The sequence below is a fragment of the Paenibacillus sp. JJ-223 genome, assembly GCF_927798175.1.
GTDB classification, from domain to species: Bacteria; Bacillota; Bacilli; order Paenibacillales; family Paenibacillaceae; genus Paenibacillus; species Paenibacillus hubeiensis.
Map to the genome: position 1 here is coordinate 75366 of NZ_CAKMMP010000001.1, position 14410 is coordinate 89775.

At 51.2% G+C, this 14410-nt stretch carries 14 protein-coding genes; 12 read left to right on the forward strand and 2 right to left on the reverse strand.

The window, feature by feature from the left end; translation table 11 throughout:
- Window positions 1–47 precede the first annotated feature (47 nt).
- The 7 genes from L6H98_RS00310 to L6H98_RS00340 all read left to right on the forward strand — a co-directional run bounded on the left by L6H98_RS00310 (window position 48) and on the right by L6H98_RS00340 (window position 6154).
- Window positions 48–476 carry a hypothetical protein gene (locus L6H98_RS00310; protein ID WP_236411990.1) on the forward strand — a complete coding sequence of 143 codons (429 nt, stop codon included), beginning with the start codon at window positions 48–50 and terminating at the stop codon, window positions 474–476.
- 27 nt (window positions 477–503) lie between these two features.
- Window positions 504–1127, forward strand: coding sequence for an SMI1/KNR4 family protein (locus L6H98_RS00315; protein WP_236411991.1), 624 nt, complete (start codon window positions 504–506; stop codon window positions 1125–1127).
- Window positions 1128–1184: 57 nt separating this feature from the next.
- Complete coding sequence (locus tag L6H98_RS00320) at window positions 1185–2216, forward strand: leucine-rich repeat domain-containing protein (protein WP_236411993.1); 1032 nt, start codon at window positions 1185–1187, stop codon at window positions 2214–2216.
- A 106-nt stretch (window positions 2217–2322) separates the two neighbouring features.
- Entirely contained in the window at window positions 2323–2769 is a 447-nt protein-coding gene (locus tag L6H98_RS00325; protein WP_236411995.1) for a carboxymuconolactone decarboxylase family protein, read from the forward strand.
- A gap of 42 nt (window positions 2770–2811) precedes the next feature.
- Window positions 2812–3777, forward strand: a complete 966-nt coding sequence (locus tag L6H98_RS00330) for a sigma-70 family RNA polymerase sigma factor (protein ID WP_236411997.1) — start codon at window positions 2812–2814, stop codon at window positions 3775–3777.
- Window positions 3778–4417: 640 nt separating this feature from the next.
- Window positions 4418–5116 (forward strand): DUF1361 domain-containing protein, encoded by a 699-nt coding sequence (locus tag L6H98_RS00335; RefSeq protein ID WP_236411998.1) that lies wholly within the window; start codon window positions 4418–4420, stop codon window positions 5114–5116.
- Between the two features lie 12 nt (window positions 5117–5128).
- On the forward strand, window positions 5129–6154 hold the full coding sequence (locus L6H98_RS00340; protein WP_290371400.1) for a serine hydrolase: 1026 nt from the start codon (window positions 5129–5131) through the stop codon (window positions 6152–6154).
- Between the two features lie 92 nt (window positions 6155–6246).
- On the opposite strand, the gene L6H98_RS00345 is transcribed toward L6H98_RS00340, so the two are convergent.
- A complete protein-coding gene (locus tag L6H98_RS00345) occupies window positions 6247–7269 on the reverse strand; it encodes a serine hydrolase (RefSeq protein WP_236412001.1) in 1023 nt (340 codons plus the stop codon).
- Between the two features lie 347 nt (window positions 7270–7616).
- Between L6H98_RS00345 and L6H98_RS00350 the strand changes: the two genes are divergently transcribed.
- Entirely contained in the window at window positions 7617–8690 is a 1074-nt protein-coding gene (locus tag L6H98_RS00350; protein ID WP_236412002.1) for an ankyrin repeat domain-containing protein, read from the forward strand.
- A 160-nt stretch (window positions 8691–8850) separates the two neighbouring features.
- The gene (locus L6H98_RS00355) at window positions 8851–9438 is read left to right on the forward strand and encodes a cupin domain-containing protein (protein ID WP_236412003.1); all 588 of its coding nucleotides are present in this window, start codon (window positions 8851–8853) and stop codon (window positions 9436–9438) included.
- 89 nt (window positions 9439–9527) lie between these two features.
- On the opposite strand, the gene L6H98_RS00360 is transcribed toward L6H98_RS00355, so the two are convergent.
- A complete protein-coding gene (locus L6H98_RS00360; RefSeq protein WP_236412004.1) occupies window positions 9528–10415 on the reverse strand; it encodes a LysR family transcriptional regulator in 888 nt (295 codons plus the stop codon).
- A 112-nt stretch (window positions 10416–10527) separates the two neighbouring features.
- On the opposite strand from L6H98_RS00360, the gene zwf reads away from it, so the two are divergent.
- The 3 genes from zwf (at window position 10528) to gndA (ending at window position 14292) form a co-directional block, all read left to right on the forward strand.
- Window positions 10528–12054 carry a glucose-6-phosphate dehydrogenase gene (zwf, locus tag L6H98_RS00365; RefSeq protein ID WP_236412005.1) on the forward strand — a complete coding sequence of 509 codons (1527 nt, stop codon included), beginning with the start codon at window positions 10528–10530 and terminating at the stop codon, window positions 12052–12054.
- A gap of 62 nt (window positions 12055–12116) precedes the next feature.
- A complete protein-coding gene (gene fsa, locus L6H98_RS00370; protein ID WP_236412006.1) occupies window positions 12117–12782 on the forward strand; it encodes a fructose-6-phosphate aldolase in 666 nt (221 codons plus the stop codon).
- A gap of 91 nt (window positions 12783–12873) precedes the next feature.
- Window positions 12874–14292, forward strand: a complete 1419-nt coding sequence (gene gndA, locus L6H98_RS00375) for an NADP-dependent phosphogluconate dehydrogenase (protein ID WP_236412007.1) — start codon at window positions 12874–12876, stop codon at window positions 14290–14292.
- Window positions 14293–14410 lie beyond the last annotated feature (118 nt).

The following is a 14410-nucleotide window of genomic DNA, read 5'->3' on the forward strand; positions in this document are numbered from 1 at the left end:
CGCCTGTTAAACGGGATGAATGTATCACGGAAAGGGGAGGGATGCCAATGACGCGCGATGAAGCGGTGCTGCTCCTGAAATGCCATGCTTTTGCGTTTGATGACGTTCAGCACCCAAAGATGGAGCATGGTTTTCTGGGCAGTCTTCGCCCGTTTCGAGGCACCTTATTTGAAGAAAATTTTCATGAACTGATGGAGATTGTGCGGGTCCTGTCTCCGGATTTGTCGCAGTCGGCCGTTGATCGGGAGATCATGTCCTGCTTGTGGAGCATCGTGCATCTTGGACGGGCTTGGGCGGTAGAACCGGAAGGCATGCTGCGCAGAAACGGATTGATTTCGCAGAAACAAATCGACCAGATGGATCAATGGCTGGGCATGTTATCCTATGCCATCATGATTCTATTGGAAGATGGCGGTGAAAAAGAAGCTTTTTGGGAGTATAGGGAATACGTTCGCGAGAATGCCGCGGAGCAATAACGTACATGAACGGAAAGGGGAAAGAGGATGAAGCCGGATGAGACGTCGGGATCGATACGCCATGTCCATACGCTGATGGATGAATTGGAGTTTTTGTTGGAGGAAAAGGTCCAAGAGGCAGAAATTCGGGAGTTGCTTGACCAGTATCGGGATATTGGCGGGGCTTCAGCGGCAGAGCTAAACGCCTTTGAACAGGAGTTTGGCGTTCGCTTGCCTGCCGATTTCCGTGCGTTTTACGAGCGCAAAAACGGCAGCGGTTATGCTCTTCATGTGTTGTATCCCGGCGATGAAGAGGCGGGGGAATGGACGCCGTTTTATTTGATGTCGCTAGAGGAGATGCGGGATGGGATGCGAATGATCAGCGGGGAGAACCAGAGGCTGGACGAGTTTTATTCGGCAGAGGAAATCGGTAAACTGGACCCGGAAATCCGGCCTTATCTTTTCCACCAATCACGGGTTCCGTTTGCGACCATCGCCGGAGGCTCGCTCTATTTGATGTTGGATTTCGATCCGACGGAGCAGGGAACATATGGCCAGGTTATCGTTTATGTGCATGACCCGGACTTTGTTTATTACGTGGCGCCGACGTTCACGCAGATGCTGGAACAATCGAACAGGAACCTGAGCACGATGGAGGAGATTGATTATTGATCGGTCCTCCTGTTGCTGCAAAGAATGCTTGAATTGGACTCGAATAGGAGGTCAACGATGATACCGTTTCATACGGACCCGAGGAATGAAGCTTATGAACAGCTCATTGATGAGCTGATTAAGCGCACGGATCGCTTTATGCTGGTGGATCGGGGGTACTATGATGATATGCCTTTACGAGTAAGCGAGGTATTGAGCAAACTGGAACCGTATCTGATCGAAAAATGTTCGATGGAAGAATTGATGCTCCGCAGCGGGGCCATGTATACCGAGGGAACGTACTACATTTTTCGCTGCACTCCGGAATCCGGACAGATTCTGAAACAGGAGGCCAGACGTTTCAAAGACTGGTTCTATCCCGATTTGCCGGATGATCTCTGTTTTTTGCAAAAAGACGGGAGTGATTATTTCTTCAGCGTCGCACATGAAGACATGTTCGGCATGCGCATCTCCGAAGAAGAAGCGATTCAGCTCATGGAGCGAATTCCCGGGCTCTTCTTTAGGCTCAAACGGCATGAGGAGCTGGACCGTCTACTTGATGACGCCATTCGAAATCAGACGGATCGTCTGGAGATCAGTTCTATGGGGATCCAAGCTATACCTGACCGTATCAAGGAATTGAAAGCGTTAAAAAGTCTGGAGATTGTCGAGCGGGATCTGTTCACGCTCCCGAAAGCATTGTTTGAACTTGCTTCATTGGAGGAATTAAGCATCATGACCGGGGATCTGGAAAGCCTTCCGGCAAACATTCGCAGACTAAAGAAACTGAAGCATCTGACCATATATTGCGGAACTTCATTCATTCAAGATTCGGATTGGAAGCCCAAACCGAAGCAGGACATCGCATTGGATCGCATTCCTCCGGAAATTGGCGAGCTCAGCCAGTTGGAAAGCCTTCATATTGCGTACACTGCCATTAAGGAACTTCCTCCCGAACTGGAAAAGTTGGCCAAGCTGAAATATTTGAACATCTCCAATAGCCTAATTGAGAGTGTACCTGATGTAATCGAACGCATGCCTTGGCTGAAGAGCATCCATTTGTCATCCGCCGAATGGAGCTGGAAGAACGTATTGGATACATATTTCTGATGGATCTATGTCGCAGAAACATTTTTTTATCAGAAATCCTGAATCTTGTCACAAACCGGTCCCCTCGTTTGTCTTCAGTATGAAACCATAACTGGAGGCGAACCTAATGAAAATGAGAATGAACCACATGAAAGCCAGCCCAAGCACATATAAAGCCATGTCGGCGCTAGAGCAATACGTATCGGGACAGTTCGAAGACAAGGTATTGTATGAGCTGATCAAGATCAGAGTGTCCCAAATCAACGGATGCGCATTTTGCCTCGACATGCATGCGAAGGATCTGATGAAACTGGGCGATTATGCCGATCACATTTTGCTGCTGAGCGTATGGCGGGAGGTTCCGCTGTATACGGATAAAGAGCGTGTGGCGTTGGAGTTGGCCGAGACGGTTACGCTGATTGCGGGGAAAGGCGTGCCTGATGCATTGTTTGAGCGTGTGCGCGAACACTTTAGCGAAGCTGAAGTGATGGACCTTGTGATGGCGATCAACACCATCAACAGCTGGAACCGTATTGCCATTACGACCGGCATGTTCCCGGGATGTTATAAATAAGATCTTTCCCATAACCCAACGGTCCAGAGGAGGCCACAGACCATGAATATCGACACATCTGCCAATGCAACGGAGGGTGCTTCTCTGGACGTTGGTAAATTATATAGGCAATACAAGGCGTATGCCTTTTCGATTGCTTACCGGATGCTCGGCAGCGTCGTCGAAGCGGAGGATGTCGTCCAGGACTGTTTCGCTGCATTGCAGGCACAGGAGCAACAGCAGAGAGAAGTGGATGAACCCATTCGCAATCCCAAGTCCTATATCGCAAAGCTCATTGTAAATCGCAGCTTGAATCTGCTCGCTTCTGCCCGTAATCAGCGGGAAAGCTATGTGGGCGAATGGCTGCCCGAACCGATGACCGACCCCGGCCTGATGCCCGAGGAAACGATGGCGCAAAAGGAAATGATCTCCTATGCCTATTTGGTCATGCTGGAGCGTCTGTCGCCTGTGGAGCGTGCCGTCTTTGTGCTGCGCGAGGCGTTTGGGCACGAATATCGTGATATTGCCGAGTGGCTTGGAAAAAGCGAAAGCAACTGCCGCCAAATTTTCAGCCGCGCGAAACGCAATTTGCCGAGCAGCGTTCCTTCCATGGAATATGGCGAAGCCGAGCTTGCCGCCAAACAGAAATTGCTTTCCCGGTTCACGGCTGCATTCATGAACTATGACGTAGGGGCCATGATGGAATTGCTGGCCGAGCAGCCTGTATTCACCTCCGATGGCGGAGGCAAGGTGCATACGGTCATGAGAACGATGAACGTACGAAAAGGCGTTGTGGCCCTGCTGACCTCGCGGCGGGTTCTGAATGGACTGCGGCAAATGCAGTGGATGGTCGTTCGGATCAACGGAGAACCCCAGGCGGCTTTGTTTGTGGAGGGTAAGCTGAGAGGCGTGCTCTGTTTGCAGGCCGATGCATCGGGAGAGCGGCTTGAGGGATGTTATCTGATCGTAAACCCGGACAAATTGAGATCGATCAAAATAACACAGGAGAACATTGATCTCCAAGAATGAAGACCCTATCCGACATATTGACACACAAAGCGGCAGCACCCGAAGAGAAGGGGCTGCCGCTTTTTTCGCTGCGCATACAACTTTATTCTTCTGTAAAACGTTCATATAGTGATTCGATGATATTCCGAATTTCAGGAGTGAGCTGACCGTTGTTCTCGTCCAGGAGCGGGAGAATCTGTTCGATGGCATCCAGAAGTACGCTTTGGGACCCGGGCTCCCGGTTTTGTACGGCTTTTTCATAAGCCTCCTTGACCACAGAATTGATGCAGCGCTCTTCATCGTCGGCAGTCCAGTCGTAGGCCGGGCGAGTTATCGCTGCCGCTGAACAGATAACCTACGTATAACGAACCTTTAAGGTGGTTGGCCTGCTGCAGAAGTTTCGGACACTCGGCACATTGATTTCTTTTACCAAAGCGATATAGGTTAAATCGGAATTGAAATGACTCAACCCGTCGCCGGCAAACTAATCAGGCACAAAAAGGTTACGAATTTGTCTTTGTCTGTCGGTCCTCACGGCCTTTGATTGTTGAGTTTCGGAATGGTATGATCAGGTATATCAAGTAGAATTTTGGAATTTCGATAGAAATGAAGGACCGCCCAATATCGGAGCCGCAGGCTCGCATGAAATGAGGTTTGATCGTTGAAGAAGCTGAACTACATAAACTTGTTTTTCATCATGTGTGTATTAACTGCGGTCACGGTCGGATTATACTATGCCGCTGCGGATTGGCTGGATCAGCGCTATTTCCGCTTTTTGATCTGGAATCTGTTCCTGGCATGGCTGCCGTTCGTTTTTTCTTCGGCATCCTATGCCCTTGCCCATCTGAAATGGAAAGCGGCTGGGTGGCTGGCTGCTGCAAGCGGGCTGGTATGGCTGTTGTTTTTCCCTAATGCGGCCTATATCGTCACCGACCTGTTGCACCTCACCGTACGTAGCGGCAAATATGTTGCGGGAGACGAAATCCATTTCAGATACTGGTATGATTTGATTGTCGTCATGATGTTTGTGTGGACAGGGCTGCTGCTTGGTTTCCTGTCGATGTACCAGATTCATGAACTGATCTGGAGAAAGTTTGGGCGCATCGTGTCCTGGATTTTCGTGCTTGTCGGCTGCGCGCTTGGAAGTTACGGCATTTTGCTGGGCCGCGTCTATCGCCTGAACAGTTGGGACGTGTTAACCAACCGGGATATGCTGATCGAACTCATGCATGAGAGTCTTAGCCGAACTTCGCTGGCCTTTTGCATGTTTTTCGGAGTATTTCTATTGAGCGTATACGTGGCTGTTTATGCGTTGATTCATCAGGGTCGACGAAGGGAAAATCATGTTTCGAGGGAGTAGGTGGTACGGGTGGTGCAAGGAAGCCAACTGGTAAACAAGGTGTCGGCGATTATGGAACAGCTTGATTTTTCAGGTATAGTGCTTTTCCGGAAAAACGGGGAAACGCTGCTCAACCTGACACGAGGGCATGCCCAGCGAAGCGATGAGTTGCCCATTATGCCGGATACCCGATTCGGGATTGCGTCCGGCTGCAAAATCTTTACCGCCGTAGCGATCGGCCAACTGGTCGAGCAGGGGAAACTGACTTACGAGTCCAGGCTGTCCGAGGTGCTGGATATCGACTTTCCGCTTTGGGATGAATCGATCACCGTGCATCAACTGCTGACGCATACCGCGGGCATCCCGGATTATTTCGACGAGGAGGAAATGCACGATTTTGCGTCCTTGTGGAAGGAACGACCGGTCTATGCGATGCGTGAACCCGGTGATTTCCTTCCGATGTTTCAAAACCTGCCGATGAAGTTTGCGCCGGGCGAACGATTCCATTACAACAATGCAGGTTATATCGTGCTTGGTCTCATTATCGAACAACAATCGGGAACTTCGTTTGCTGAATATGTCGAAGAGCATGTTTTCCGCCGCTGCCAAATGGAGGATAGCGGTTATTTTGAAGCAGACCGGCTTCCTCGCAACACTGCAACGGGGTATGTGGATCATGAAGACGGGACGTGGACATCCAATGTTTTTTCGATTCCCGTCAAAGGCGGAGCGGATGGGGGGGCTTATACCACGGGGCCGGATATGCTTCGCTTTTGGAGTGCGTTGTTGAACCACGAATTGTTGAGCGGGGAAGGAACGAGTCAGCTGCTCAAGCCCTATAGCCGCCAGGAAGACAACGAGTATTATGGAAGAGGCGTATGGATTGATCTGGACGGTAAAGAACCATTCAAAATGCACGTGATGGGTTTTGATCCGGGCGTATCCTTTATGTCTGCCGTATACCCGCAGCAGAATGCACAGCTGGTCATTTGCTCCAATCGGGAATCGGGACCGTATCGGATCAGCCGCGCGATTGAAGAGGAATGGGATAAAGAATGAACGGTCAACCCAAAGAGCGAATTCAAATCGGACGGCTGTCCGGAAATGAATTCGCTCTTTGTTGCTCCCCCTTTTGGAGAGTGCGCGGTCCATTATATGTTGGATGCTCCGTAGAGCATGGGCGCAATCAGGCGCGGAAATACGTCCAACGGCGGCTTGTCCCGTTTGCGCTTATCGTTGGTCAGCACGGTCACAAGCTCCAGCGCAGGCACGACGTAAACGTACTGACCGCCGAAGCCGCGCGCATAGTAGTAATCGAGTGAAGCGGCATCGGCAGCTTCTAAGCCCGTTGAGTGCTTCGTGCCGGATTGCTGTTCGGCAGCCGCCTTTGCTTCTCCGGGATGGGCATCCACCCACCAATGCCAGCCATAACGGCCGCGGTTCGGAGGCGTAACGTCGATGAACGGCTGGGTGGAGCGATGCACCAACTCGGTGGAGATGATTTGCTCGCCATTCCACATGCCCTGCTGCAGGAACAGCTGCCCGAATTTGAGCAGATCGCCCGGCCGCATTTTCAGGCCAAAACCTCCCGTATGTACGCCTTGAGGATCAGATTCCCACTCAACCGTTTCAATGCCCAAGGGACCAAACAGGAAACGTTCCGCGAATCGTGCAACAGGCATATCCGTTGCCTGCATCAATATGGCGGATAACATCTGCGACACGCCCGAATTGTATTCCATATAGGTACCTGGAGCGTGGCTCAGTCGCTGCTCCAAGGCAAAGTCGACCCAGCGCTCCGTACGGGTCATGCGCGGAAAGGAATTTTTTCCGCCGAATTCGTCCCAATCGAACCCGGCAGTCATGGTTAACAGATGCTCAAGCGTTATGCGTGCTTTGCGAGGATCGGGATCATCCAGCAATGTCGGGAAAAAGGCGGAAATTTCCGTTTGCGGCCCGGATAACCATCCGTGATCCATCGCAATGCAAATGAGAGAAGACAGTATGCTTTTGGTGCATGAATTGATCTTGGCAATTTGCCCGGGGATCTCCGGGTTCCGGTAGTGCTCATAGATCGTTTCACCCCGCACGCTTACCAGGCAGCTGCGCAGATCCAGCGGGGGAATCATTTCGTGCAATTTGGACTGTATGTCAAATATTCCGGTAGATTTCATAAGGTCCTTTCCGAATCCGGTCTGCAGACCGACCGGCACTCTGCTGAAAAACGGATAGCCCTAATCTTATCATAAGATGAATGAAGTTCTCAAATTCCGTCATGGGATCGGTTTTCAGCCCCATTCTTGAGCGCTTGGGGCAAGATCGACAAAAAAATATGGGTGAAGTAGAAGAAGCCCGCCCGATGATGCGCTTGTGCGCATCTTTTTTGGCAAAGCCAAGCAGGACGTTCCGGTGTTTTGGGACAATCAGACGATGAAAGAGGCGGCCGCCTTTTGTATGATAAATATTTGAGGGTTGCTAGAACTGCAAAATAGGATCAAGATGCGCAAGGAGGGATGCATTAATGTTCAAAATCGGCCATATGGGGAAATTCGAAACATTGCCCGCGATTGCGGAGGCGATCTGGGAGAACAACCTGCCTGTGGTGGAACAGGCGATAGATGAAGGCTTGGCGCTCGAAGAGCCGCTCGTGCTGAGCAAATACATATCCATGACTCCGCTGGATATCGCATTGACTTTGAATAAACCGGATATGGTGAAGCTGTTGGTCGAACACGGGGCGGAACTGAATGCCAAAGACCGACCAGCGATGCTTCAGGCGGCCCGTTATTGCGGGGAAGACGTGATCCGGTATTTGCATGAAAAGGGAGCAAGGCTCGACGGCCGCAGCAAGGTGAAATCCACCGCGTACGACGAGGCGTATTACGGCAACAAGAACAACATTCCCCTGTTCAACGAACTGGGGCTGGACATCCGGAAATACGCCGGCAAAACGCTGCGCACAGCGGTGTCGGATCACGACATGAAAACAGTCCGTTATTTGCTGGATCACGGCGTCGACATCAATTACAACGAGCCGGACATGGTGTATCCATACAAGGCGACCCCGTTAACCGTCGCTGCCCGCAACAACAATCTGAACATGGTTCGGTTTTTGGTCGAACAGGGGGCGGACGTGACGATTCAGGAGAAGGACGGGGAACGAGCCTATACCATCGCAGTATCGCAGAACAACGGGGAAATGGCGGAATATCTCAAGGCGCATGAGCCCGAGGAATTTCACAGCGTGAGCAACAAGCTGCATGCTCTGAAAGCGTACAAGCTGCCACAGCCGCTGATTGATTTTATGATGGACAATCCGGGCCGGGTGGATTTGCCAACCAACGATTCGGGCGTCGGTTATATTGAATTTTTCCATCTGGTCGATGCGGTGGAAATGAAATTAGGCCGAAAAAAGCTGCTGCGCCTATCTTCCCGAGTCGACCAGTATTCGCACATCGCCATCGTCTGGAATCCGGGCATGAAGCGGATCGGATACGTCGATCTTGAACATCAGGAGCAGGGCGACATCGCGGCATTGAACGATTTCCTAGCCGATCCGGGCCGGGAGTTTGCCCGTTTTATCGACGAAATGTGAGCCATTACAATCATGACAACAAGCCTGTCCGGCGCGTAATGCGTCAGCAGGCTTTTCTTCATTTGCGGGGCACATTCTTAGGGCTTCCGGCATGACTCTGCTCTAGGACGCATACAGTACAACAATGAGCAATTTGCCCAATAAAGGAGGTAACCGTGGCATGATCGATCCGATTTTGCAAGACCCGAATGTGCAGCTGGCGGCCGATTCCACAGCCGTGATTAATTATCAGCGTGATCCGCGCAACGTTGTAACCCAGCTGTTCGGTGAGCAATTGCCTGCAATCAAAAATGGATTTTTCAATATTCATATGACCAAAGGGATCATTGTGCAGCCACACTACCACATCAATTCAACGGAAATGGTCGTTGTCATTTCAGGCGAAGTGACCACGTCCGTGTTTGACCCGTTTACGCGCAAACGTTTGAATTACCGGCTGAAGCCAGGGCAGGTGTCGATCTTTCCGAAGGGCTGGTTTCACTGGTTCGTGGCAGAAACGGATGACGTGCACGTGCTGACGATCTTTGACGTGCCTACGCCGGATATCGTGCTTGGCGCGGACTTTCTGGCCGCGACGCCTCCGGAAGTGGCCCAGCGCGCGTACTGCTTGGATGAAGAGGCTTACGCCAAGGCGATCGCATCCATCAGAAGCGATGCTATTGTGGGTCCGCCCATCGGTTGTATGGACGCTGTGTCCGATCTGGGGACCAAAGGTTCCAACCCTCCCAAGAGGGAGGGCTGGGAATAAAATTTGTTTTCATGAGTTTGTCTCAAAGTTAGTTTGCCTCGAAAAACGAAACAGCCTTTTCATCCTCCGCGGACGAAAAGGCTCTTTTCTTAATTTTTGAAAATAAGTTCCATAAATCGGCCTGCTGCCAAGGAAATAGGCATGTTGCGTTTGGTCATGATGCCCACCTGGGACGGCGGTAGAGTAACATCCAGCTGCACTTCGAACAGGGAACCTTCTTCAAGTTCCTTGGTAATGAATTCGCGCGTCACATAAGAAATACCCAATCCCCGCCGAGCAAACTCGATCAGCAAATCAACGCTGCCGACTTCGATTTCGGGCCTTGGCGTGTAACCGTAACTGTTGAATAACTCCGTAATCGCCATCCGTACCCGGCTGTTCCGTGAAAAAAGGATCAGCTGATGCTCCAGCAGCTGCTCCAACGTAATGATTTTGCCTTTCAATTCGGCAGCGTAACGCTCCCCGGCAACGAATGTATCGTTAAGCTGCAGGCTTTCCTTGACCTCAAGCTGGGGATCGACGATCGGCATGCGCACGACGCCCAGGTCGATTTTGCCTTCTTTCAGGAACGTTATGACTTCCGGCGTCGTCCCATGGCTTAGGTGGAGCTTGATGCCCGGATATTGGGTATGGAACTCTTCCAGAAACGGGAGCATGTAATGCTTGAACAGCGAATCGCTGCCGCCCATGCGCAGCTCTCCGCTGTCCAGGCTTTTGAGCGCGGCCATTTTTTCTTCCGCCATCGAGATCAGGATCTGCGACTGCTCGATGTAGGAATACAGACTGGCGCCTTCCTGGGTCAGTGCAACGCCTTTGGACGTGCGATAGAAGAGCGTAAGCCCGAAGCTGTCCTCGAGCTGTTTGATCGCATGGCTGACGCTGGGTTGCGTAATGTAAAGCGCCTTGGCGGCCTGGGTCAGGCTTCCGGTTTTGGCGGCCCAATAGAAAACTTTATACAACTCGTAATTTGTAGTCATAGATATTATCTATATCTCCTGTGAAATATATTAATTACTTGTATGGCTCTGAAAAGTATTATAGTGGAACTACAGCAAAGAAACCAGAGTTATTCGGAAGGAGTTACGGGAGATGGAACCAACGACGATCATACTGTTTGGTGCGACTGGCGATCTGGCCAAGCGAAAAATATATCCTGCTTTGTATAATTTATACATCGAACAAAAACTGCCGGCTTCCTTCTCGTTGATCGGGCTTGGACGCCGCGAATGGAGCGACGATTTTTTCCAGTCTCAAGTGGAAAAATCCTTGCAGGAATTTTCGAGACGCGCGCCTGATGCGGAAAAAGTAAAATCTTTTGTGCAGGCTTTTCGTTACAGTGTATTGAATATCAGCCATAAGGAAGATTATATAAAGCTGCTTCGCATGGTGGAAGAAGGGGAAGCGCAGCGCGGAGCTGCTTCGAATCGTCTGTTCTACCTGTCGGTAGGACCGGAGTTCTTCGAGCCTATAGCCGAAAATATTCAGGAAAGCGGTCTTGGCGATACGCAAGGCTGGAAACGCCTTGTCATCGAGAAGCCGTTCGGCCATGACCTGCAATCGGCGCGGGATCTCAATCGCAAATTGAGCGAGGCGTTTACGGAGGACGAGATTTACCGGATTGACCACTATTTGGGCAAACCGATGGTACAGCGCCTGGAGACGCTGCACCAGAACAATCCGATCATGAAGGCGCTTTGGAACAATCGGTACATTTCCAATGTGCAAATTACGGCGAACGAGACGGTTGGCGTTGAGGAACGGGCATCTTATTACGATCACGTGGGCGCCGTGCGCGACATGTTCCAGAACCATATGCTGCAATTGCTCATGATGATGGCGATTCAGCTTCCTTACAACAAAAGCGACTCGGACAAAGTCCGCATGAAGAAAAAGCACATCATGGAATCGATTGAGCCGCTGCAAAAGCAAAACGTGGGCGCAAGCGTCATTCGCGGCCAATATGCGGCGGGCAGCATCCAAGGCAAGCCGGTGCAAGGCTACAAGGATGAGCCGGGCGTTGCGGAGAACACGATGAACGATACCTTTATCGCCGCGAAGCTGCAGATTGACGATTTCTTCTGGCGCGGGGTTCCATTCTATATCCGCACAGGCAAACGCATGAAAGAAAAGTCCACGCGCATCGTCATCGAATTCAAGGAGCCATCCGGTCAGACTCATTCCGAGAGCAACAACGGTTCCAAACCGAATCTGCTTGTCATTGAAATGAGTCCGGGCGAGAGCATGACGCTCCAGCTGAACGCAAGCGATCCGGAAAACAAAGGCGAATTCAAGCCGGTGCATATCGACTTGTCCCCGGATCGGGAAAATCTGGCCGAAGCTTACGAGAACCTGATTCGCGATGCGCTGCATGGGGATCCTACGTTCTTTGCGCATTGGGATGAGGTTGAATTGTCGTGGGCATGGGTCCAGCCGATTCTGGACGCATTTGCAGAGAACCTGCTTCCGCTGCACACCTATGCCGCAGGAAGCTATGGCCCGGCAGAGTCCGATGCCTTGCTCGCCGAGGAGGGACATCATTGGTGGTTTGACGAGCCTGAAGAACAGGTGAAACAAGCTGCTTCTGGAGTTCCGTTGGCGGTTAATGGTAATATGTAATATGTAACATGCTGAAGTAGTACCAAATCCAAAAAATAAACTATCCAGTGGAGGGAATCAACATGAAATTTTTCATCGATACAGCAAACGTGGAGCAAATTCAAAAAGCATATAAAATCGGCGTCCTGAACGGCGTAACGACGAATCCTTCTCTCGTAGCCAAAGAAGGCGTGAAATTCGAGGACCGCATCGAAGAAATCCTGAAGCTGGTTCCTGAAGTGGAATCCGTATCGGCAGAAGTAACGCCGGATGCAGAAACAGCAGAAGAAATGATCGCGCAAGCGGAAGAACTGATCAAAATCAACAACAGCGACAAAAACATCACGATCAAATTGCCAATGACGCTGGCAGGTCTGGAAGCATGCCGCTACCTGACGAAAAAAGGCGTGAAAACCAACGTAACACTGATCTTCACGGTGAACCAAGCTTTGCTTGCAGCTCGTGCTGGCGCAACGTACGTATCCCCATTCTTGGGTCGTCTCGACGACATCTCCGAAGATGGCGTGCAGTTGGTGAGCAAAGTAGCCGAACTGTTCCGTGTGCATAATCTGGATACACAAATCATTGCTGCATCCGTAAGACATCCGGATCACGTAACACGTGTAGCGTTGGCAGGAGCACATATTGCGACGGTTCCATTCTCCGTCATTGAGCAAATCTCCAAACACCCGCTGACAGACCAAGGTCTGGAAAAATTTGCGGCAGACTGGAAAAATTCCGTGAAATAATGATGATGACGCGGAGCAGGTGGCCGTTAGATTCGCCACCGCTCCGCCCCATAATAAAGCTTTAGAATATTAAAATGATCAGGAGGATATAATGAGCAAACAACAGATCGGCGTTATCGGACTTGCGGTTATGGGCAAAAACTTGGCCCTTAACATTGAAAGCAGAGGCTTTACGGTGTCGGTATTCAACCGTTCCCCGGAGAAAACGCATGACCTCTTGAAAGAAGCGGAAGGCAAAAACCTGACAGGCACGTTCTCCATCGAAGAGTTCGTGGCATCCCTGGAATCCCCGCGCAAAATTTTGATCATGGTTCAAGCGGGCAGCGCAACGGACGCAACGATCGAACAGCTGCTGCCTCATCTGGACGAAGGCGACATCATCATCGATGGCGGAAATGCCTACTTCCCTGACACGCAGCGCCGCAGCAAAGAGCTGGAAGACAAAGGCATTCGCTTCATCGGCACAGGCGTATCCGGCGGTGAAGAAGGCGCGCTGAAAGGCCCTGCAATCATGCCGGGCGGACAGGAAAGTGCCTACAAACTCGTCGAACCGATTCTGACGGCGATTTCCGCCAAAGTAGGCGACGATCCTTGCTGTACATACATCGGACCAGACGGTGCCGGACATTATGTAAAAATGGTGCACAACGGCATCGAGTACGGAGATATGCAGTTGATCGGTGAGGCCTACCATCTGCTCAAATCCGTGCTGAACGTCTCGGTCGAAGAGCTGCATGAAATCTTTACGGAGTGGAACAAAGGCGAACTCGACAGCTACCTGATCGAGATTACGGCCGACATCTTCTCCAAATACGATCCGGAAACCGGCAAACCGATGGTCGACGTCATCCTGGATGCTGCCGGACAAAAAGGAACGGGTAAATGGACAAGCCAAAGCGCGCTGGATCTGGGCGTACCGCTGTCCATGATTACGGAATCCGTATTCTCGCGCTTCTTGTCTGCCATGAAGGACGAGCGCGTAGCGGCGAGCAAAATCCTGAACGGCCCGTCCGCGTCCGCTTTCACAGGCGACAAAGCTGCGTTCATCGAGAGCGTGCGCAAAGCGCTGTTCGCAAGTAAAATCGTATCCTATGCCCAAGGCTTCGCACAAATGCGCGCAGCTTCCGACGAGTACGGCTGGGATCTGAAATATGGCAACATCGCGATGATTTTCCGCGGCGGCTGCATCATCCGTTCGCAGTTCCTGCAAAACATCAAGGAAGCGTACGACAACAATGCCGAGCTGAAAAACCTGCTGCTCGACCCTTACTTCCAAAACATCGTGGAATCGTACCAGGATGCATGGCGCGAAGTGGTGTCCGTAGCGGTAACGCAAGGTATTCCGGTACCGGGCTTCTCCAGCGCGCTGTCCTACTACGACAGCTATCGCACAGAGCGTCTGCCGGCCAACCTGCTGCAGGCTCAGCGCGACTACTTCGGCGCTCACACGTTTAAACGCGTGGACAAAGAAGGCACATTCCACCACAACTGGATGGAAGCAAGCGAATAATCGTTAGACGACGCAATCATAAAAGTTCAAGCATTCCTGTGTCCGATGCGAAAGCCCTTGGCTCTCGGCGGACGCGGGAATGCTTTTTTGCATTGGAAAGATGCCTGGAACAGGGCTT